The organism is Streptomyces sp. NPDC002734 (assembly GCF_040295685.1).
Classification (GTDB): Bacteria; Actinomycetota; Actinomycetes; order Streptomycetales; family Streptomycetaceae; genus Streptomyces.
In genome coordinates this window covers 1-19,932 of record NZ_JBEOVU010000051.1, presented here as the reverse complement: position 1 = coordinate 19,932, position 19,932 = coordinate 1, and the positions used below count along the sequence as shown (strand labels likewise).

At 73.7% G+C, this 19,932-nt stretch carries 18 protein-coding genes and 1 riboswitch; of the genes, 4 read left to right on the top strand and 14 right to left on the bottom strand.

Translation table 11 applies throughout. The features are described 5' to 3' along the window. Positions 1-23: 23 nt before the first annotated feature. The 3 genes from ABT026_RS30430 to ABT026_RS30420 are packed head-to-tail and all read right to left on the bottom strand — an operon-like array spanning position 24 to position 2,583. Positions 24-1,337, bottom strand: a complete 1,314-nt coding sequence (locus tag ABT026_RS30430; protein ID WP_351118419.1) for a bifunctional 3,4-dihydroxy-2-butanone-4-phosphate synthase/GTP cyclohydrolase II — start codon at positions 1,335-1,337, stop codon at positions 24-26. After that, positions 1,334-1,978: a nicotinamide mononucleotide transporter family protein gene (locus ABT026_RS30425; protein ID WP_351118418.1), complete on the bottom strand. Its 645-nt coding sequence runs from the start codon at positions 1,976-1,978 to the stop codon at positions 1,334-1,336. The genes ABT026_RS30430 and ABT026_RS30425 overlap by 4 nt, the downstream gene beginning before the upstream one ends. Beyond that, positions 1,975-2,583, bottom strand: a complete 609-nt coding sequence (locus tag ABT026_RS30420) for a riboflavin synthase (RefSeq protein WP_351118417.1) — start codon at positions 2,581-2,583, stop codon at positions 1,975-1,977. The genes ABT026_RS30425 and ABT026_RS30420 overlap by 4 nt, the downstream gene beginning before the upstream one ends. Before the next feature lie 224 nt (positions 2,584-2,807). Further along, a riboswitch (FMN riboswitch) is annotated at positions 2,808-2,938 on the bottom strand. Between the two features lie 148 nt (positions 2,939-3,086). On the opposite strand from ABT026_RS30420, the gene ABT026_RS30415 reads away from it, so the two are divergent. Together ABT026_RS30415 and ABT026_RS30410 are read left to right on the top strand one after the other, a co-directional pair. After that, positions 3,087-4,370, top strand: coding sequence for an MFS transporter (locus tag ABT026_RS30415; protein ID WP_351118416.1), 1,284 nt, complete (start codon positions 3,087-3,089; stop codon positions 4,368-4,370). Between the two features lie 101 nt (positions 4,371-4,471). Further along, positions 4,472-5,893, top strand: a complete 1,422-nt coding sequence (locus ABT026_RS30410) for a uracil-xanthine permease family protein (RefSeq protein WP_351118415.1) — start codon at positions 4,472-4,474, stop codon at positions 5,891-5,893. Here the strand turns inward: ABT026_RS30410 and ABT026_RS30405 are convergent. Continuing rightward, positions 5,875-6,960 carry a glycoside hydrolase family 6 protein gene (locus tag ABT026_RS30405; protein WP_351118436.1) on the bottom strand — a complete coding sequence of 362 codons (1,086 nt, stop codon included), beginning with the start codon at positions 6,958-6,960 and terminating at the stop codon, positions 5,875-5,877. The genes ABT026_RS30410 and ABT026_RS30405 overlap by 19 nt on opposite strands. A 206-nt stretch (positions 6,961-7,166) precedes the next feature. Here ABT026_RS30405 and ABT026_RS30400 point away from each other — a divergent pair, with 206 nt between their 5' ends. Continuing rightward, on the top strand, positions 7,167-7,868 hold the full coding sequence (locus ABT026_RS30400) for a DUF5995 family protein (protein WP_351118414.1): 702 nt from the start codon (positions 7,167-7,169) through the stop codon (positions 7,866-7,868). A 36-nt stretch (positions 7,869-7,904) separates the two neighbouring features. Here the strand turns inward: ABT026_RS30400 and ABT026_RS30395 are convergent, their stop codons facing one another. The 10 genes from ABT026_RS30395 to fmt all read right to left on the bottom strand — a co-directional run bounded on the left by ABT026_RS30395 (position 7,905) and on the right by fmt (position 19,021). Then, positions 7,905-9,602 carry a flavin monoamine oxidase family protein gene (locus tag ABT026_RS30395; RefSeq protein ID WP_351118413.1) on the bottom strand — a complete coding sequence of 566 codons (1,698 nt, stop codon included), beginning with the start codon at positions 9,600-9,602 and terminating at the stop codon, positions 7,905-7,907. Between the two features lie 115 nt (positions 9,603-9,717). Next, a complete protein-coding gene (locus tag ABT026_RS30390; RefSeq protein ID WP_351118412.1) occupies positions 9,718-10,509 on the bottom strand; it encodes a carbon-nitrogen hydrolase family protein in 792 nt (263 codons plus the stop codon). A gap of 227 nt (positions 10,510-10,736) precedes the next feature. Continuing rightward, complete coding sequence (locus ABT026_RS30385; RefSeq protein WP_351118411.1) at positions 10,737-11,909, bottom strand: MFS transporter; 1,173 nt, start codon at positions 11,907-11,909, stop codon at positions 10,737-10,739. Positions 11,910-12,019: 110 nt separating this feature from the next. Next, the gene (locus tag ABT026_RS30380) at positions 12,020-12,484 is read right to left on the bottom strand and encodes an Lrp/AsnC family transcriptional regulator (protein ID WP_351118410.1); all 465 of its coding nucleotides are present in this window, start codon (positions 12,482-12,484) and stop codon (positions 12,020-12,022) included. Between the two features lie 47 nt (positions 12,485-12,531). Beyond that, positions 12,532-13,974 (bottom strand): GuaB1 family IMP dehydrogenase-related protein, encoded by a 1,443-nt coding sequence (locus ABT026_RS30375; protein ID WP_351118409.1) that lies wholly within the window; start codon positions 13,972-13,974, stop codon positions 12,532-12,534. Positions 13,975-14,099: 125 nt separating this feature from the next. After that, entirely contained in the window at positions 14,100-14,354 is a 255-nt protein-coding gene (locus ABT026_RS30370) for a helix-turn-helix domain-containing protein (RefSeq protein WP_351118408.1), read from the bottom strand. A 265-nt stretch (positions 14,355-14,619) separates the two neighbouring features. After that, positions 14,620-15,663 (bottom strand): sugar-binding transcriptional regulator, encoded by a 1,044-nt coding sequence (locus ABT026_RS30365; RefSeq protein WP_351118407.1) that lies wholly within the window; start codon positions 15,661-15,663, stop codon positions 14,620-14,622. Between the two features lie 113 nt (positions 15,664-15,776). Then, positions 15,777-16,463: a ribulose-phosphate 3-epimerase gene (gene rpe / locus ABT026_RS30360; RefSeq protein WP_351118406.1), complete on the bottom strand. Its 687-nt coding sequence runs from the start codon at positions 16,461-16,463 to the stop codon at positions 15,777-15,779. A gap of 109 nt (positions 16,464-16,572) precedes the next feature. Then, positions 16,573-18,003, bottom strand: a complete 1,431-nt coding sequence (locus ABT026_RS30355) for an RsmB/NOP family class I SAM-dependent RNA methyltransferase (protein ID WP_351118405.1) — start codon at positions 18,001-18,003, stop codon at positions 16,573-16,575. Between the two features lie 85 nt (positions 18,004-18,088). Continuing rightward, the gene (fmt, locus tag ABT026_RS30350) at positions 18,089-19,021 is read right to left on the bottom strand and encodes a methionyl-tRNA formyltransferase (RefSeq protein WP_351118404.1); all 933 of its coding nucleotides are present in this window, start codon (positions 19,019-19,021) and stop codon (positions 18,089-18,091) included. 207 nt (positions 19,022-19,228) lie between these two features. On the opposite strand from fmt, the gene ABT026_RS30345 reads away from it, so the two are divergent. Then, positions 19,229-19,720, top strand: coding sequence for a hypothetical protein (locus ABT026_RS30345; RefSeq protein WP_351118403.1), 492 nt, complete (start codon positions 19,229-19,231; stop codon positions 19,718-19,720). Positions 19,721-19,932: the final 212 nt, after the last annotated feature.

The following is a 19,932-nucleotide window of genomic DNA, read 5'->3' as shown; positions in this document are numbered from 1 at the left end:
GGCCCCCGGGGCGGGTCGGTGGGTCACTGGTCGCCGCAGCCGGCCACCGCGCCGTCCTGGTCGAGCCAGGGCAGGTCGTGGCCCATCCGGTCGCGCTTGGTGCGCAGGTACCGGACGTTGTGCTCGCCGGCCTGCACGGGCATCGGGATCCGGGCGAGGATCTCCATGCCGTGGCGGGCGAGGGCATCGGTCTTGTCGGGGTTGTTGGTCATCACGCGCACGGTCCGGGCGCCGAGGTCGGCGAGGATCTGCGCGCCGGCCCCGTAGTCCCGGGCGTCGGCGGGCAGGCCGAGCTCGAGGTTGGCGTCGAGGGTGTCGTGGCCGCGTTCCTGCAGTTCGTAGGCGCGCAGCTTGGACATCAGGCCGATGCCGCGGCCCTCGTGCCCGCGCAGGTAGACCAGCACCCCGCGGCCCGCCTCGTGGATGCGCTCCAGCGAGGCCTCCAGCTGGGGTCCGCAGTCGCAGCGCAGCGAGTGGAAGACGTCGCCGGTGAGGCACTCCGAGTGCAGCCGCACCAGCAGGTCACGGCCGTCGCCGATGTCCCCGTGGACCAGGGCGACGTGCTCGACGCCGTCGACGGTGGAGCGGTAGCCGTAGGCGGTGAAGTCGCCGAAGCGGGTGGGCAGCCGGACCTGGGCCTCGCGGCGCACGGTGGGCTCGGCGGAGCGCCGGTAGGCGATCAGGTCCTCGATGGAGACGATGGTCAGCCCGTGCTTGCGCGCGAAGGGCACCAGGTCGGGCAGCCGCAGCATCCGGCCGTCCTCCCCGGCGATCTCCACGATGACGCCGGCGGGCCGCTTCCCGGCGAGCCGGGCCAGGTCGACGGCGGCCTCGGTGTGGCCGGGGCGCTCCAGCACGCCGCCGGAGCGGGCGCGCAGCGGGAAGACGTGGCCGGGGCGCACGAAGTCGTCCGGTCCGGCCGTGCCGCCGGCCAGCAGGCGCAGGGTGGCGGCGCGGTCCTCGGCGGAGATGCCGGTGGTGACGCCGTGCGCGGCGGTGGCGTCCACGGAGACGGTGAACGCGGTCTTCATGGACTCGGTGTTCGCCTCGTCCTGCACCATCTGCGGCAGGCGCAGGCGGTCGAGCTCGTCGGCCTCCATGGGGGCGCAGATCAGCCCGCGGCACTCGCTCATCATGAAGGCCACGACCTCGGGGGTGGCCGCCTCGGCGGCGATCACCAGGTCGCCCTCGTTCTCGCGGTTCTCGTCGTCGACGACCACCACGGGGCGGCCGGCCGCGATGTCCGCGATCGCCTGCTCGACGGGGTCGAGGGCGAGGATCAGGGCGTCCGGATCCTCGGGGTGGCGGGGGTTCGGGGTCCAGGCGGGTGCCGTCATGCCGGCGTTCCTTCCAGAGCGGGTCGCTGGGCTGCGCGGGAGCGGATCCACCAGTCGCGCATGCCCCACAGGACGAGTGCCCCGTAGACGAGATAGATGAGACCGGAGAAGGCGAGTCCGCCCGCGAAGTTCAGCGGGACGCCGACCAGGTCGACCAGGAGCCAGGCGAACCAGAACTCGACCATGCCCTTGGCCTGCGCGTACATGGCTACCAGGGTGCCGACGAAGATGTAGGCGTCGGCCCACGGGCTCCAGGAGAGGGTGGGGAAGAGCGTGAACAGCCCGCCGACGGCGAGGGTTCCGGTCAGGGCGCCCGCGACCAGCGCGGCGCGCTCGCCCGGGGTGGCGAAGCGGACCTGGACGGCGCCGTCCGCGGAGGTCCTGCGGCCCAGCTGCCAGGCGCGCCAGCCCCAGACGGCCACCGCGACGACCACCAGCTGCTTGCCGACGCCGCCCGCCTGCTGCACGGATATGTTCGCGGCGATCAGCACCAGGCCGGACACCAGCTGGAGCGGCCAGGTCCAGACGTTGCGCCGCCAGCCGAGGGCGAGCGCGACGAGGCCCAGGGTGTTGCCGATCAGGTCGGACCAGATGATGTGCTGCCCGAGGACGGTGAACGCCTGCGCGTTGAGCCAGTTCACCGGTCGTCCTCCGTCCGGCCCGCGAGGGTGAGCCGCTCCACGTACTTGGCGACGACGTCCACCTCGAGGTTGACCGGGTCGCCGGCCTTCTTGGCGCCGAGCGTGGTCAGCGCGAGAGTGGTGGGGATGAGGCTGACGGTGAAGAAGTCCTGGCCGGCCTCGACGACGGTGAGGCTGATGCCGTCGACGGTGATGGACCCCTTGCCGACCACGTAGCGGGACAGCTCCGCGGGCAGCGAGATCCGGACGACCTCCCAGTGCTCGGAGGCCTGGCGGTCCAGGATCGTTCCCGTGCCGTCGACGTGGCCCTGCACGATGTGCCCGCCCAGGCGGCCCCCGACGGGGGTGGGGCGTTCGAGGTTGACGCGCGATCCCACGGTCAGCGCGCCGAGGCTGGACCGCTTGAGGGTCTCGGCCATGACGTCCGCGGTGAACTCGTCGCCCTCGTGCTCGACGACGGTGAGGCAGACTCCGTTGACGGCGATCGAGTCGCCGTGTTTGGCGCCCTCGGTGACGACGGGGCCTCGCAGCCGGAACCGTGCGGCGTCGTCGAGCTGCTCGACGGCCGTCACCTCACCCAGCTCTTCGACGATGCCGGTGAACACTTCCCGGGTCCTCCTGCCGTGACGGGCACGGACTCCGGGGCTGCCGACGACGGCAGAACATACGGGCACACGGTTCGCACCGCGTACAGCTCGACCAGCTACGAAACGCCGGACGGGAAGGGGGCCACGGGCGCACGCCTGCCGACCGCGCCCAGGGCACGGCCAGGACGACGACCCGCGGGCGACCACCCGCTCCGACGGTCCGGCACGGTCGTGCCTGCCCGTCGCGCACTGCCTCCCATCCGGACTTTAACCGTCGGTCCAGGAATTTCACCTGGTCAACCGACCGCTGGAAGCGGCCGGGTCGCGGACTGTAACCGCCGGTTCGGATTTTCACCGACCCCGGAGTGCGCTGTTGGTCATTGATCTGACACGCCCAGTGTGCCATGTCACCCGGTTCCCGAGGAAGGCCCCCTCTGTGGACTGACTCACATCGGGTGGTCGCTCACGTGTACGGTCAGGTCGGTGCACAGTGCACCGGATCGCCCCCGGGGAGGGACCGCGTGTCCGACACGTCGACCGGCCGACCGGCCTACGGAGCAGGTCAGGTACGGAAGGCCCGCTACGCCGTGGCCACGGTGTTCGCGGTGCACGGCGCGGTGGCGGGATCGTTCGCCTCCCGGGTGCCCTGGGTCGCGGACCACGCCTCGGTGAGCGCGGGACAGCTGGGTCTGGCGCTGGCGATGCCCGCGCTGGGCGCCTCGCTGGCGATGCCGCTGGCCGGCCGGATCACGCACGTGCTGGGTGCTCGGGCCGCCCAGCGGATGCTGCTCGCGGGCTGGACGCTCTCCCTGGTGCTGCCCGGACTCGCTCCGAACCTCCTCACCCTGTGCCTCGCCCTGTTCGTGTACGGCGCCACCTCCGGGATGGCGGACGTCGTGATGAACGCGAGCGGCGTGGAGGTGGAGAACCTCCTGGACCGGTCGATCATGTCCGGCCTGCACGGCATGTGGAGCACGGGCGCGCTGCTGGGCTCGGCCGGCGGCACGCTGGCCGCGCACCTGGACGCGGACGGGCGCCTGCACTTCGCCGTCGCCGCGGCGGTCCTGACGGTGGTGGGCCTGGTCGCCTGTTCCTGGCTGCTGGACATCCGGGCCGCGGTGGACGAGGAGCCGCCGCCGCGGTTCGCGCTGCCGCCGCGTTCCGCGCTGCTGATCGGCGCGATCGGCTTCTGCGCGGTCTTCGCCGAGGGCGCCAGCCTCGACTGGTCGGCGGTCTACCTGCGTGACGTCCTCGGGTCCTCGGCGACCCTGGCCGCCGCCTGCACCACCGGTTTCACCCTGACCATGGCGCTGGCCCGGTTCGCCGGCGACCCGGTGGTCGACCGTTTCGGCGCCGTGCGCTCGGTGCGGGTGAGCGGCGCGCTGGCCGCGCTCGGCGGGGTGCTGGTGGTCCTCGCCCCGCACCCGGCGGTCGCCATGACCGGGTTCGCGCTGCTGGGTCTGGGCATCGCCGTGGTGGTGCCGCTGTGCTTCGCCGCCGCCGGTCGCAGCGGCCCCAACCCGAGCCAGGCCATCGCGGGCGTCGCCACCATCACCTACACCTCGGGGCTGGTCGCCCCGGGGGCGATCGGCGCGCTGGCCGAGGCCACCAGCCTGGTGGTGTCGTTCGCCCTGGTGACGCTGCTCGCCTGCGGGGTGGCCGGCTTCGCCGGGGTGCTGCGCGCGGGGGACCGGGAGCGGGGAGCGGGACCGGCGGGCGGATCCGGCCCGGGTCCGGCGTCGGGGAAGGGCGAGCAGACCGGGGTGTCCGGTGCGTCCCGGGCCTCGGAGCATCCCGCGGGGTGATCGCTGTCGCCATCCGCCACAATGATGCGGACAGCGATCCTCCGGTTGAGCAGAATCGATCAGGCCCGGAGATCTAGGGAACCCCAGAAAGCGGAACATCTATGGACCTCGGCGTGCGCTGGAAACTGCACGGCGACGGGCGTACGCCCGCACCCGGAGCAGTGGTACGCCCGGACGAACGGCTCTCCTGGCCGCGGACCGCCGGGCTCGGCGCGCAGCACGTGGTCGCCATGTTCGGCGCCTCGTTCGTGGCTCCCATCCTGATGGGCCTGGACCCGAACCTGGCGATCATGATGTCGGGCGTCGCGACGATCATCTTCCTGCTGGTGACCCGCGGCCGGGTGCCCAGCTACCTGGGCTGCTCGCTCTCCTTCGTGGGCGTCGCCGCGGTGATCCGCGCCCAGGGCGGCTCCAGCGCCACCGTGACCGGCGCGGTGTTCTGCGTCGGCGTGGCGCTCTTCCTGGTCGGCCTGGCGGTCCAGAAGTTCGGCGCCCGCATCATCCACGCGGCGATGCCGCCGGTGGTCACCGGCGCCGTCGTGATGCTGATCGGCTTCAACCTGGCCCCGGTCACCGCCACCACCTACTGGCCGCAGGACCAGTGGGTGGCGCTGCTGACCATGCTGTTCACCGGCTTCGCGGTGATCGCCCTGCGGGGTTTCTGGTCCCGCGTCGCGATCTTCCTGGGCCTGATCTTCGGCTACGGGATCTCCTGGCTGTTCGACGTGGTCCTGGGGCAGATCCACTCCGCCGACGCCGCCGGCAAGGTCGTCGACCACTGGCGCCTGGACCTCTCCGGGGTGCGGGACGCCGCCTGGTTCGGCCTGCCCGACTTCCACGGCCCGGCGTTCGACTGGTCCGCGATCCTGGTGGCGCTGCCCGTGGTGATCGCCCTGATCGCCGAGAACACCGGCCACATCAAGGCCGTCGGTGAGATGACCGGCGACCCGATGGACGACAAGCTGGGCAAGGCGATCTCCGCCGACGGCATCGGCTCGATGCTGTCCACCGCGGTGGGCGGCCCGCCCAACACTACCTACTCCGAGAACATCGGCGTGATGGCGGCGACCCGGGTCTACTCGACGGCCGCCTACTGGGCCGCCGCCTGCTTCGCCCTGCTGTTCGGTCTGTGCCCCAAGTTCGGCGCGGTCGTCGCGGCCATCCCGGGCGGCGTCCTCGGCGGCATCACGGTGATCCTCTACGGCATGATCGGCCTGCTGGGCGCGCAGATCTGGCTCAACGGCGGGGTCGACCTGCGCAACCCGCTCAACCTGGTGCCGGCCGCGGCGGGCATCATCATCGGCGTCGGCAACGTCTCCATGAAGATCACCGACACCTTCACCCTGAGCGGGATCGCGCTGGGCACCCTGGTCGTCATCACCGGCTACCACGCGCTGCGCGTGTTCGCCCCGGCCCACATGAAGACGCAGGAGCCGCTGCTCGACGAGGGCACCTCCCGGTACGACGCCGGCTCCTCCCCGAAGGGCGAGGACGGCGAGGGCGGTCAGCGCGCCAGTTCGTAGGCGTAGTCGGGGCTGAAGGCGCCGGCCTGACCCCGGCAGCCGTCGGACTCGCCCGGCAGCTTCACCCACAGATAGGCGTCGACACGGGCCTCGCCCGGGGAGAGCACGGGCGCCCGGCCGACCTTCCGGCCGGCCGGGTCGCACCACTTCCCCTCGGGCGGAGGCCCGTTGCCGTTGCGGCTGGTGTCGATCACCGCGCCGTGGCTCGCCGGAGCGCCCATCGCCTCCAGCACCTCGCGGACGTACCGGACCTCGTCCGCGGTGGCGCGGAAGTTGGAGACGTTGCTGAAGATCCCGTCCGAGGACTGCGGCGAGGCCGCGCCCGCCCGGCGCAGCAGCGCGGCCTGCTGGGCGACCGAGTTCCAGCCGGAGTGCCCGGCGTCGTAGTAGACGCGGGCGCGGGGCGCGACCCGCTTGACGACCCGCCCTGCCCTGGCCAGCGAGGCGAAGCGGTCGGCCCGGTCGCTCTCGGAGAGGCACTGGGACTGGGCGATCGAGTCGGGCTCCAGGATCACGATCACCTCGCCGGTGCCGAGGCCGGAGGCGAAGCGGTCGATCCATCCGTCGTAGGCTCCGAGGTCCTGGGCGCCGCCGGCCGAGTACTGCCCGCAGTCCCGGTCCGGGATCGTGTAGGCGACCAGCACCGGCACCCGGCCCTGCGCGGCCGCGCGCGAGGTGACGGCGCGGACCCGCTCGGCGACCGTGGTGGCGTTCGGGTCGGCGAACCAGACGGCGGCGGGGCGGGAGGCGATCCGCCGCGCGATCACCGGGCGGCGCCGGTCCTGCGGGTTCTGCCGCACCCACTCCCCCACCTGGGAGTCCGGATGCAGGTACAGCCGCCCGCCTCCGGCGGCCCGCGGCGAGGGGCTCGGCTTCTTCGGGCGGGGCGAGGAGGTCGACGCGATCTGCGGCGGGGCGGACGGGGACGCCGTGCGTTCCCGGGGCGAGGGGGCGGCCACCGCTTCCGCCCGCCCGTCGGGGGGCGAGGGCGGGGTGTCCGAGGCGGCCTGGGCCACCAGGCCCGCCGTCAGGGCGACGGCGGCCACTCCCGCGGACACCGCGGGCAGGAGCCCTCTGCGGCGCCGGGCGCCTCGCTGCGGTGGCTGCCCCGCCTGACCCGATCGGTCCACGAGTGGTGCTCCCCCACGGTGCTGAGTTGCTCCGGCGTCATCGAGCCGTGTCCCGCGTCCCCCGCAGGGAGGAAGCGACCGGCACGGCGGCCTCGCGGTCAGCCTAGGACTGCGACGCTGCTCCCATGGCCCGGATGACGAAAATGTCGCCCCCCTTGGACACGGTGGGCTGCGCACCGGTACGCGCGGTTGACGCCGTGCTCGAACGGCTGCGCGCGCTGGACGCCTCGCTGCACCCGCGGGACGGCGTCGCCGTCTTCAACCGGGTGTACCTGACGGTGACCTCGGAGTTCGCCGAACTGCTCGGCGACGGCCGCTTCCCCGACCGCCGGTCGGCGTCCGCGCTCGGCACGCTGTTCGCCGAGCGCTACCTGGCGGTCGCCGACACCGACCGCGGCGGCGGCCGGCTGCCGGCCTGCTGGCGCCCGTTGTTCCGGCTGCGCGGTCATCCGGGTGTGCGGCCCGTGCAGTTCGCGCTGGCGGGCATCAACGCGCACATCGGCCACGACCTGGTGCTGGCCGTGGTGGACACCTGCCGGGCGGTGGGCTGCCGGCCTGCCGACCTGGAGGACGAGTTCGAGCGGGTCGGCGACCTCCTCGCCTCGCTGGAGGAGCGGGTGCGCGAGGAGTTGATGCCGGGGCCGGACCTGTTCCAGGTCGCCGACCCGCTGACGCACCTGGCGGGCGCCTGGAGCCTGGAGAGGGCCCGGGACACCACCTGGTCGATGGCCCGGGCCCTGTGGGCGCTGCGGCGGACGCCGGAGCTGGCCGAGGAGTTCACCGGGCGGCTGGACGCGGCCGTGGGGGTGGTGGGCCGGATGCTCCTCACCCCGCTCGACCGCTGACCGCGCCGTCGCGTGGCGCTCGGCCGGCCCGCGGTCTCAGTCCTCGGGCAGCTCGACCGGGGCGATCTCGTCGAAGACGTCGCCCGGGCCCGGGTTGGTCGGGTCGGTCTCGCCGCCGAGGTGGCGCATCACGCCCCACACCGCGTTGAGCGCGGTCTGCACGGCGCCCTCGGCCCAGCCGGCCGTCCAGGAGATGTCGTCGCCCGCGAGGAACAGGCCGCGCCGGTCCTCGGGCAGCCGGTCCTGCACGAAGTGGGTGAACAGGCGGCGCTGGTACCGGTAGTGGCCGGGCAGGTTGGCCTTGAACGCGCCCATGAAGTAGGGCTCGTTCTCCCAGGAGACGGTGACCGGGTTGCCGACGATGTGGCTGCGGATGTCGAGGTTCGGGTAGATCTCGCCGAGCGACTTCAGCATGACCTCCATCCGCTCGTGGGCGGACAGCGGCAGCCACTTGAGGCTGTCGTCGCACCAGGTGTAGGAGAGGCAGATGGCCGCCTGGCCGTCCGGTCCATTGTCCAGCAGGTAGGTGCCGCGGGTCATCCGGTCGGTGAGGGTCATCGACATCAGGTCGCGGCCCGTCTGCGGGTCCTTGTCCCGCCAGAACGGCCGGTCCACCGGCACGAACAGCTTGCTGGACTCCATGTAGTGGGTGCGCTCGACGGCGGTCCAGTGGTCGATCGGCAGCAGCGCGTCGTCGCACTGGATCTTGGAGAGCAGCATCCAGGACTGGGCGGTGAACACCGCCGCCCGGTAGGTGCGGATGTCGCCGTCCGCGTCGGTGACGGTGATCCGGTTGCCGGCGGTGCGGTGCAGCCGGGTGACCGCGGGGCGGGGCTCGCCGGCCGGGTGCAGGGAGCTCAGCGAGGTGCCGTAGGGCCAGTGGACGATCTTCTCCGGCTCCCGGGTCCACAGCCGCAGCGGCAGTTGCTGGGTGCCGCCGACGATGCCGCGGTGGTGGTCGTCGGCCTCGGTGTAGACGACGCGGAGGATCTCCAGGATGGAGTTGGGGAAGTCGGTGTCCCAGCCGCCGGTGCCGAAGCCGACCTGGCCGAAGATCTCCCGGTCGCGGAAGGAGGAGAAGGCCGGGGAGTCGCAGAGGAAGCCGTAGAAGGTCTGGTTGTCCAGCTTCTCGACCAGGCGGGCCCAGATCTCGCGGATGCGCGGGACGTCGCGCTCGCGGATGGCGCGGTTCATGTCGGAGAAGTCCGCGCCCTCCTCCAGGCACCGGGCCCAGGCGTCGGCGACCCTGCGGTACACCTCGGGCAGGTCCTCGGCGGACTCCGCGTAGTGCGACTCGCCCTTGAGGTCGACCACCGTCGAGGGGGTGCAGGGGGCCAGCGGGTTGGGGAACGGCGTGGTCTCCAGGCCGACCAGGTCGATGTAGTGCTGGAGCGCGGTCGAGCTGGGCGGGAACCGCATCGCGCCGAGCTCCGCCGTCAGGCCGGGGTCGCAGCCGTCGAAGCCGACGGTGCGCAGGCGTCCGCCGAGCTGGTCCGCCTCGTAGACGACGGGCTTGAGGCCCATCTTCATCAGCTCGTAGGCGGTGACCAGGCCGGACAGACCGCCGCCGATGACGGCGACCTCGGTGCCGTGCTCGGTGGCGGGCACTTGGCCGAGCCCCGCCGGGTGGGCCAGGTAGTCGTCGTAGGCGTAGGGGAAGTCCGGGCCGAACATGGTGACCGGGGGCAGCCCGTCACCGGGGTGCGGGACGGCGGTGGGCACGGTGGACGTCATCGGGTACGGACTCCTGTGGACGCTGCTGACGGGGCGGGGGCGGGGGCGGGGTTGCGGCGGTGCGGGGCGCGAGGACGCGGGGCCCGGGGGCGCGTGGCGCGGGATCGCGGGCGGATCAGACGGCCAGGGAGCCGTAGAGGCCCGGGCGGCGGTCGTCGAGGTAGGGGTTGACCTTGCGGGAGGCGGCCGGGAGCAGGGGGTCGACGTCGGCGAGGAGAAGTTCCTCCCCCTCGCCGGCCCGGGCCGTGACGACGCCGTCCGGGGCGGCCACCGTCGAGAGCCCGACGAACCGGAACTCCCCTTCGGGACCGGTGCGGTTGACGTACGCGACGTACATCTGGTTCTCGAACGCCCGCACCGGGACGAGGGAGTCGGCGACGAACCGGTAGGGGTGCATCAGGGCGGTGGGCACCAGGAGGAGGTCGGTGCCGGCCAGGGCGTGGGCCCGGGTGTTCTCCGGGAACTCCACGTCGTAGCAGATCAGCAGCCCCACGGTGAGCGGACCGAGGCGGGCCTGGACGACGGGGTCCTCGCCGGGGGTGAAGTACCCGCGCTCGAAGTCGCCGTAGAGGTGCGTCTTGCGGTAGTTCGCGAGCGGGGCGCCGTCCGCGGAGATCAGCTGCACGGAGTTGTACACGTGCTCGCCGTCGCGCTCCGGGTAGCCGTAGGCGACGGCGATGCCGTGGCGGTCCGCGACGGCGGCCAGGGCCTGGGCGGACGGGCCGTCCGCGGGTTCGGCCAGCCGCCGGACGTCGTCGCCGATCGCGTAGCCGGTCAGGAACATCTCCGGTGCGGCGATCAGTTCCGCCCCCGCGCGGGCGGCGCGGGCGGCCGCGGCGTCGAGGGCACGCAGGTTCGCGTCGACCTCGCCGGGGCGGCCGGAGCTCTGGAGCAGGGCGGTGCGCATGACGGGGTCTCCGACGGGAAGGTGGGTGTGTTGAGCTGCGGTTTCGCCGCGCAGACGACAGTACGGTCCGCGGCTCGGGGCGGACAATACGCATCCGTTGCGGACAACCGCCCGAAACGTTGCGCGTTCCCCGCCCCTCCCGACGATTCGTTGCGTCACTCACCGCTGAGCCCGGCGACGCAGTGGCGATCCCTCACCGCGGGGCCCGGCGGCGCAGTGGCGGTCCCTCACCGCGGGGCCCGGCGACGCAGGATCAGCAGGGCCGCGGGGACGGCGTAGGCGGTGGCCAGCAGGGCGAAGGTGAGGCCGTGCGGGAGGGACAGGACCCCGTAGGCCGCGTAGGTCGCGATCACGGCGAGGTCGGTCCCCATCCCCGCGACGGAGGTGATCGTCGCCCGTCGGGGCCCTCGGATCGCCGCCTGCAGCCCCGCGTCCGCCAGCACCGTCGCCAGCTGGAACCCGGCGAAGGAGACCCCCACCAGCGCCGCCGTCGCCGACGGCGAACCCCACAGCGCGCCGGTCGCCAGCAGGCCCGCCGAGACGAGCAGCAGCACCCCGAGACCACGGCCACCGCCCCGTGGGCCGAACCTGCGCTCCGCGGGCCCGGCCAGCAGTCCGCCGGCCGCCGCGCCCGCCCAGATCACCAGCAGGTACCAGGACGCCTCGCCGTCACCCGCCCCGGTCTCACGGACCAGCAGCGGCGTGTACTCGTCGAGCGCGCCCCACACCGCGGCCACCGCCGGCACCAGCAGCAGCGCGCCGACCGGCCACCGCCGCGGCCGTACCCGCCGTGTGTCCTCGCCCCTTGCCGTCCCGAGGTCCCCGGTCCGTCCGTCCCCGCCCTGTCCGGCCCCGGCCCCGGCCCCGGTGTCATCGCTGTCGGCGTCCCCGGCTCCGTCGTCCCCGCCCGGCTTCCGCCGTCCCTCGGGCATCGTGTGCGCCGCGGCCGCTGCCAGCAGGCACGCCGCCACGGACGCGGCGCCGACCAGGGCGAAGCCGCCCACCCGCAGCAGCGGGCCGGCCACGGCCATCGAGGCGACCACGCCGAGCATCTCGGCCGTGCGGGCGCGGCCCATGACCGCGGGGTAGGTCTTCGCGGCGCCCGTCCGCTCGAGTTCGTCGTGGACCAGCGCCTCCAGCGCGCCGGAGGAGAACGAGCCGCCGAGTCCCCACAGGACGAAGCCGGCGGCGAAGGACCAGAAGGAGGGCGCCCAGACCCAGAGGGTGAAGCCGGCCGCCGTCAGCAGCGGGCCGGCGCGCAGCAGCGCTCGCCGCGACCACGCGTCGGCGAGCAGGCCGGAGGGCGCCTCGGCCAGCACGCCTGTCAGGGACCACAGCGCGAAGAGCGTGGAGATCTGCCCCGTGGACAGTCCGGTGTCGGCGAAGAGCAGCGCGTACACCGGGTACAGGGCGACGCAGTCGCCCAGGAAGGAGTAGCCGTACAGGGCCGCCGTCAGACGGCGCGTGCCGGCCGTCGCGGTGGCGGTGTCAGGTCAATGTCGTCGGCGCTTCATACCGTAGAGGGTAGCCCGGAACCGCCGGAGAAGCGCCTCAATAGCGGAGAGAGGACGAGGACGGACTTGGTCCGCTCGACGAACGGCTCCCCCGCGATCCGCTCCAGCACCTGCTCGAAGTGGCGCATGTCCGCGGCGAACACCTGGACGACCGCGTCCGCCTCGCCGGTGACGGTGGAGGCGGACACGACCTCGGGATAGCGCGCGAGCCCGCGCCGGATGGTCTCCGGCGAGGTGTTGCCGCGGCAGTACACCTCGACCAGGCCCTCGGTGGCCCAGCCGAGCGCCGCCGGGTCCACGCGGACCGTGAACCCGGTGATCACTCCGGTCTCCCGCAGCCGGTCCACCCGCCGTTTCACGGCGGGGGCCGACAGGCCGACCATCTGGCCGATGTCGGCGTAGGACCGGCGCGCGTCCTCGGCGAGGGCGCGCACGATGCGTTCGTCGAGCTCGTTCAGCAAGGTGCGAAGGTCACTTCCGTACGGGGTGGTACGGGCAGTAGAACAGATCAGCTCCAGCTGGCGTGCAGCGGCTTGCCCTCGGCGTAGCCGGCGGCGCTCTGGACGCCGACGACGGCCTTGTCGGCGAACTCCGCCAGGTCGCCCGCGCCCGCGTACGTGCAGGAGGAGCGGACGCCCGCGATGACGGAGTCGATGAGGTCCTCCACGCCCGGCCGCTGCGGGTCGAGGAACATCCGGGAGGTCGAGATGCCCTCCTCGAACAGGCCCTTGCGGGCACGGTCGTACGCGGACTCCTCCGAGGTGCGGTTGGCGACCGCGCGGGCGGAGGCCATGCCGAAGGACTCCTTGTAGTAGCGCCCGTCGGGGGCCTGCTGGAGGTCGCCCGGGGACTCGTAGGTGCCGGCGAACCAGGAGCCGATCATCACGTTGGAGGCGCCGGCCGCCAGGGCCATCGCCACGTCACGCGGGTGACGGACGCCGCCGTCGGCCCAGACGTGCTTGCCGTGCTTCTTCGCCTCGGCCGCGCACTCCAGGACGGCGGAGAACTGCGGCCGGCCCACGCCGGTCATCATCCGGGTGGTGCACATGGCGCCGGGGCCGACGCCCACCTTGACGATGTCGGCGCCCGCCTCGATCAGGTCGCGCACGCCCTGCGCGGAGACGATGTTGCCCGCGACGATCGGCACCCGCGGGTCGAGCGCCCGGACGGTGCGGACGGCGTTGATCATCGACTCCTGGTGGCCGTGCGCGGTGTCGATGACCAGGGTGTCGATCCCGGCGTCGAGCAGCTGCTTGGCCTTGCCCGCCACGTCGCCGTTGATGCCGACGGCGGCGGCGATGCGCAGGTGGCCCTGGTCGTCGACGGCGGGGGTGTACAGGGTGGCACGCAGCGCGCCCTTGCGGGTGAGGATGCCCGCGAGGCGGCCGTCGGCGTCCACGGCGGGGGCGTAACGGCGGTTGGCGTGGTCGAGGGTGTTGAACGCCTCGCGGGGGTCGATGTCCGCGTCGAGCAGCAGGAGGTCACGGGACATGACCTGGGCCAGCTGGGTGAAGCGGTCGACGCCGGAGAGGTCGCGGTCGGTGACGACGCCGACCGGCTTGTAGTCCTCGTCGACGACCACGCCGGCGTTGTGGGCCCGCTTGGGCAGCAGCGAGAGCGCGTCGGCGACGGTCTGGTGCGGGGAGAGCACGATCGGCGTGTCGAGCACCAGGTGGCGGCTCTTGACCCAGCCGACGACCTCGGTGACGACCTCGATCGGGATGTCCTGCGGGATGACCACGAGCCCGCCCCGGCGGGCGACGGTCTCGGCCATGCGGCGGCCCGCGACGGCGGTCATGTTGGCGACGACCAGCGGGATCGTGGTGCCGGTGCCGTCCGGCGCGGAGAGGTCGACGGCCTGACGGGAGCCGACGGAGGAGCGGCTCGGAACCATGAAGACGTCGTCGTAGGTGAGGTCGTACGTCGGCTGGACGTCGTTGAGGAATCGCACGTGCACATCCCGAAAGAACAGATACGGCCCTGCGGCGTGGACCGCCGAGGGAAAAAGGCACGTACTTCAGTTTCCCCCGGCGGATCCCGGGAGAACCAGCCGCAGAACGTCCGGAAGTGCGATCTTCAGCCTTGTATCTTCCTACCAAGACGATGGGCGGGCCGGCGGGGTCGCAGGTACGGGAAGCGCTCCCTGGCGTGCCAGCCGAGCTGGATGCGGGTGTTGACGCCCGCCGCGTCCATCATCTGCCGGATACGCCGCTGCACGGTCCGCTGCCCGATGCCCAGCCGCGCGGCGACGGTGGCGTCCGTGCACCCTTCGAGCAGCATGCGCAGGATCTGCAGGTCGAGGCTTCCGGTTTCGGCTCCGTGCGCTTCCATCCGCTGTCCCCTCTCGCGCGGCGGTCCCGGTGCCGGCGACCCGGCCATTTTGCGATCATGTCCATGACCGCACAACACGAGCGGCGGCTTCCGCGCCGGGTTGGCCGAAAGACGCCGACAAGGCCGCCCGGCGCGTGGACCGCCCCGTTCCGGGGTAGCGCCGAGGGCCTCGCGGGATGAAGGACCGCGGCAGGGCCCGGAAAACGCCGGACGGCCCGCGCGGGGAGCGCGGGCCGTCCGGAGGGGCCGGAGCCGTCAGACGCCGTCAGACGCCGTCGGGGTCCGCCCGGTTGAGGGCGGGAGCGGGCGTCGGGCCCGCGGTCAGCAGGTAGTCGGCGGCCGAGGTGTCGGTCACCAGGCTGGTGACCAGCCCCGAGCGCAGCACCGCGTCGATCGCGGAGCCCTTGCGCGCCCCGCCGGCGATGGCGACCACCTCGGGGATGCGGCGCAGTTGCTCCGCCTTCACCGTGATGCACCGCTCGCCCAGGTCCCGGCCGACCCGCCGGCCCTGCGCGTCGAACAGGTGCGCCGACATCTCCGCCGCGACGCCCAGCGAGGCGTAGTGCTCCCGCTCCTCGTCGCTGAGCATGTCGTGCACCGTGGAGACGCCCGGGTCCCAGGAACCGATCGAGACGCAGGCGACGGTGACCTTGTCGAAGTACTCGAAGGCCCGGGCGATGCCCGTCTGACTGCGCAGGGCGGCCGCGGTGGCCACGTCCGGCAGCAGCATCGGCGCGTAGATGGGGTGGGCGTCGCCGCCCGACACCTGGGCGGCGCGCCGCACCGCCTCCACCGAGCCGCGCTCGGCGGTTCCGGCGTCGTAGACGCCGGTCAGCTGGACCACCGTGCACTGCGGCAGCTTGCTCAGCGCCGCCGCCATGTGGATGGTGGACCTGCCCCAGGCCAGACCCAGGACGTCCCCCTCGTCGATGAGCTCGCCCAGGAGGTCCGCGGCGACCTCGCCGAGGTTCTCCGGGTCCGGGGAGTCCTGGGCCTCCGCGGGGGACTCGACCACGACGGCGTGCCGCAGGCCGTACCGGGCCCGGAGCGCGTCGGAGCGCTCCGCGTCCAGTTCGGCCGGGACACGGATCTCGATCCGCACGAGGTCCCTCTCGAGGGCGGTCTCCAGCACCCGCGCCACCTTGAAGCGGCTCACGCCGAACTCCTCGGCGATCTGGATCTTGGACTTGCCCTCGAGGTAGAAGCGGCGGGCCATGGCCGCCGCCTGCACCAGCTCAGCGGGACCCATCCGCATGGCTGACCGGCCCGCCGACATACCCGACACGGCGCTCTCCTCACTGCTGTTCACATCTTGGACCTGCCGTCCATCCTTGCAGATACGGCAGGGCGGATCCGCCTCTGTCGGCGTCGTTCACATTCCGTCGGCCCGGCAGGTGCCGGGCGCGGCGCGGCGGGCGCGGTTCAGTGGGCGCACGCCCAGGACGCGGCGGCGGTGGCCGCCTCCGCCTGGGCGCGCAGCGCGCGCACCGCCTCGGCCGGGTCCTCGGCGCCGTACACCGCGGAACCGGCCACGAACACGTCGGCGCCGGCCTCGGCGCAGCGCTCGATCGTGGACTCCGAGACGCCGCCGTCGATCTGCAGCCAGAGCTCGAGACCGTGCTTGGTGATGAGCTCACGGGTGCGGCGGATCTTGGGCAGCATGATGTCCAGGAATGCCTGGCCGCCGAAGCCGGGCTCGACCGTCATGATCAGCAGCATGTCGAGCTCGGGGAGCAGGTCCTCGTAGGGCTCGATCGGCGTGGCCGGACGCAGTGCCATGGAGGCGCGGGCGCCCTTGGCGCGGATCTCGCGGGCGAGACGCACCGGCGCCGCGGCCGCCTCGACGTGGAAGGTGACCGAGCCGGCGCCGGCCTCCACGTACTGCGGGGCCCAGCGGTCGGGCTGCTCGATCATCAGGTGACAGTCCAGCGGGGTGTCCGTCGCCCGCGCCAGGGACTCGACCACCGGCACGCCGAGGGTCAGGTTGGGCACGAAGTGGTTGTCCATCACGTCGACGTGGAGCCAGTCGGCCCCGGCGACCGCCTTCGCCTCGTCGGCGAGGCGCGCGAAGTCGGCGGACAGGATGCTCGGGTTGATCTGCACGGCCATGCCCACAGCCTCCCATGGAGCGGGCCCCCGGGCGGCATCCGGGGGCCTTCCACTTTCCGCCCGGGGCCGGTCGTCGGGCCCCGTCGGGGGCGCGCCCCCGATGCGGTCGTTACGCGACGCGGCGCAGCAGCGCCAGATACATCGCGTCGGTGCCGTGCAGGTGCGGCCAGAGCTGGACGTCGGGGCCCTCCCCGAGGTCGGTCACGCCCGGCAACAGGGGCCGCGCGTCGAGGAGTTCGGCTTCGCCGGCGTGCTGCTTGAGCACGTCGTCGACGACGGCACGGGTCTCCGCGAGGTGCGGGGAGCAGGTCACGTAGCCGACGACCCCGCCGACCCGCACCGATTCCAGTGCGGTGCGCAGCAGTGCCCGCTGGAGCGGGGCGAAGCCGTCGAGATCCTCGGGACGCCGCCGCCAGCGGGCCTCCGGGCGGCGCCGCAGCGCGCCCAGGCCGGTGCACGGCACGTCCATCAGGACGCGGTCGAACGAACTGGGACGCCACGGCGGGCGCGTGCCGTCGGCGGTGATCACCTGGTACGGACCGGGGTTGCCCTCCAGCGCCCGGGCGACCAGGCCCGCACGGTGCGGCTGCTTCTCCGAGGCGAGCAGCACGGCCCCGCGCTCGGCGGCCAGCCCGGCGAGCAGCGCCGCCTTGCCGCCGGGGCCCGCGCAGCCGTCCAGCCAGGCCTTGTCGGGGCCCTCCAGCGGCGCGTTGGCCAGCGCCAGCGCGACCAGCTGGCTGCCCTCGTCCTGGACGCCGGCGCGGCCCTCGCGCACGGCCTCCACCGCTCCGGGCTCGCCGCCCTCGGTGAGCCGGACCGCGTACGGGGACCAGCGCCCCGGCGCGGCCGCCTCCTCGTCCAGCGACTCCAGCAGCTCGGCCGCGGTGGCCCGCCCGGGGCGCGCCACCAGGGTCACCTCGGGCCGCTCGTTGTCCGCGGCCAGCAGCTCCTCGACGCCGGCCCGGCCGCCGCCCAGGGAGTCCCACAGCGCGGAGACCACCCAGCGGGGGTGGGAGTGGACCACGGCGAGGTGGTCCTCCGGGTCCTCGTCGTAGGGCGGGGCGACCTGCTCCAGCCAGGCGTCGAGGTCCTGCCGGGCGATCTTGCGCAGCACGGCGTTGACGAACTTGGCGCGGCCGTCGCCGAGCACCACGCGGGCCAGCTCCACGGTGGCGGAGACCGCCGCGTGCGGCGGGATCCGGGTGCCCAGCAACTGGTGCGCGCCGAGCGAGAGCACGTCGAGCACCGGCGGGTCCACCTCGCGCAGCGGCCGGTCGACGCAGTCCGCGATGATCGCGTCGTAGGTGCCCTGGCGGCGCAGCGTGCCGTAGACGAGCTCGGTGGCGAGGGCGGCGTCGCGGCCGTCGAAGCCCTCCTTCTCGCGGGCCTTGCGCAGCAGCGGCGGCAGGACCAGGTTGGCGTACGCGTCCCGCTCGTCGACGGCGCGCAGCGCCTCGAAGGCGAGGACGCGGACCGGGTCCTTCTGGGGCCGGCGGTACGGCTTGGCGGGCCTGCGGGGGCGGCGGGAGGGGTCGCTCACGAAAAAGGTGCTCCGGATCAGTCATCGAGAAGGTGGTACCTCCCCAGACTACGGCCCGCGGCGCCCCGCTCCCCCGCCGACCGTCTCAGCCGCCCAGCGTCTCCCCGGCGGCGATCCGCACGCCGCGGGCCCAGTCGGCGGCGCGCATGGGCTTCTTGCCCTGGGGCCGCAGCCACATCAGCTCCACGGCGTGCGACCCGGTGCCGACGTACACGTTGTTCTTGGCCGCCGCGATCTCGCCGGGCGCCAGGTCGGTCCGGTCGGGGACCGGGGTGACCTGGGTGAGCTTCAGGCGCTCGCCGCGGAAGGTGGTCCAGGCGCCGGGGGCGGGGTTGCAGCCGCGCACCACCCGGTCGACCCGCAGGGCGGGCGCCGTCCAGTCGACGCGCGCGTCGTCGACCGTGATCTTCGGGGCGAGGCTGATGCCGTCGGCGGGCTGCGGCACGGGCTTGAGGGCGCCGTCCTCGATCCCGTCCATGGTGGCGGCCAGCAGGCCGGCGCCGGCCAGCGACAGGCGGGTGAGCAGGTCGCCCGCGGTGTCGGTGGGACGGACCGTCTCGGTGACGGTGCCGTAGACGGGGCCGGAGTCCAGGCCCTCCTCGATCAGGAAGGTGGACGCGCCGGTCATCTCGTCGCCCGCCATCACGGCGTGCTGCACGGGGGCGGCGCCGCGCCAGGCGGGCAGCAGCGAGAAGTGCAGGTTGACCCAGCCGTGGGCGGGGACGTCGAGGGCGACGCGGGGCAGCAGGGCGCCGTAGGCCACCACCGGGCAGCAGTCGGGGGCGATCTCGCGCAGCCGGGCCAGGAACGCCTCGTCGCGGGGGGTGGCGGGCCTGAGCACCTCGATGCCCGCCTCCTGGGCCCGCTCGGCCACCGGGCTCGCCACCAGCCGGCGGCCCCGCCCGGAGGGCGCGTCGGGGCGGGTGACGACGGCGGCCACCTCGTGCCGCCCGGAGGCGATCAGTGCGTCCAGGGCGGGGAGGGCGACCTCAGGGGTGCCTGCGAAGACGAGCTTCATGGGTGGGTCAGGGCCTCTCGGGGCGGGGATGCGGGCGGCGCACCAGTCTAGGAGGCCACGGGGCGTCCCGGGGCGCGCGGCGGAGGCCGAGCGCCCCCGCGACCGTGACCCCCCGGGGGTCGGGAGCGTTGGTCAAAGGAGAGTTGACCACAACGGGCCGCCTTCGTCGCGGCCGATCCTTTCATCGCCGGTTCGAGAGGCTTGTTCATGGCCGACCACGCAACCCACGACGCCCAGGCTCGGGCCAGCCTGCACCTGCTGGTACGGGACATCGAGCGGGTCCGCCGGCAGGTGGACGCGTTGCGCACGCTCACCGCCCAGCTGGGGAACGTCTACCGCCCGCGCCGTACGGGTTCCTCCGCCGGCTTCGTCGTCTACGGGCGGGCGCCGGCGCCGACGGTCCGTCTCGCGCAGGAGCTGCGCGACAGTGTCGAGACGCTGGTCACGGCCGCGGTGGACTTCGACCGGTCGCTGGGGTTCTCGTGGGACGCGGTGGGGTCCGCGCTGGGGGTCACCAAGCAGGCGGTGCACCGGCGGTACGGGGCGCGGAGGGCGGCGCAGCAGGCGGCCGCCGAGGCGGAGCGGCAGTCCCGGCAGCAGCCGCCCCCCACCCCGGGCGACCTCCCCACGGTCCCCGCGGCACGCCAGCCCCTCCCCGACCGCCCCACCCCTTTCCCCTCCCCCCGCAACGGCACGTAGGGGGTCGTCTGCCGTCTGAGCAGGGCGGGCCGGCCCGCACGGGCCCACCCCACCCTGCGGCAGCTTCCCTCCCGGGGGGGCGAGCCGTCACGGCCGCTGTACCCGCGCGGCAGCGCCCGCGCGGGACCGACCGCTCCCGCGCGGGCGCGGGCGCCCCACCCGCCCGGGGGGGGCGCCCGGGGGCGCCGCAGCACATCGGAAGAGCACCCCTC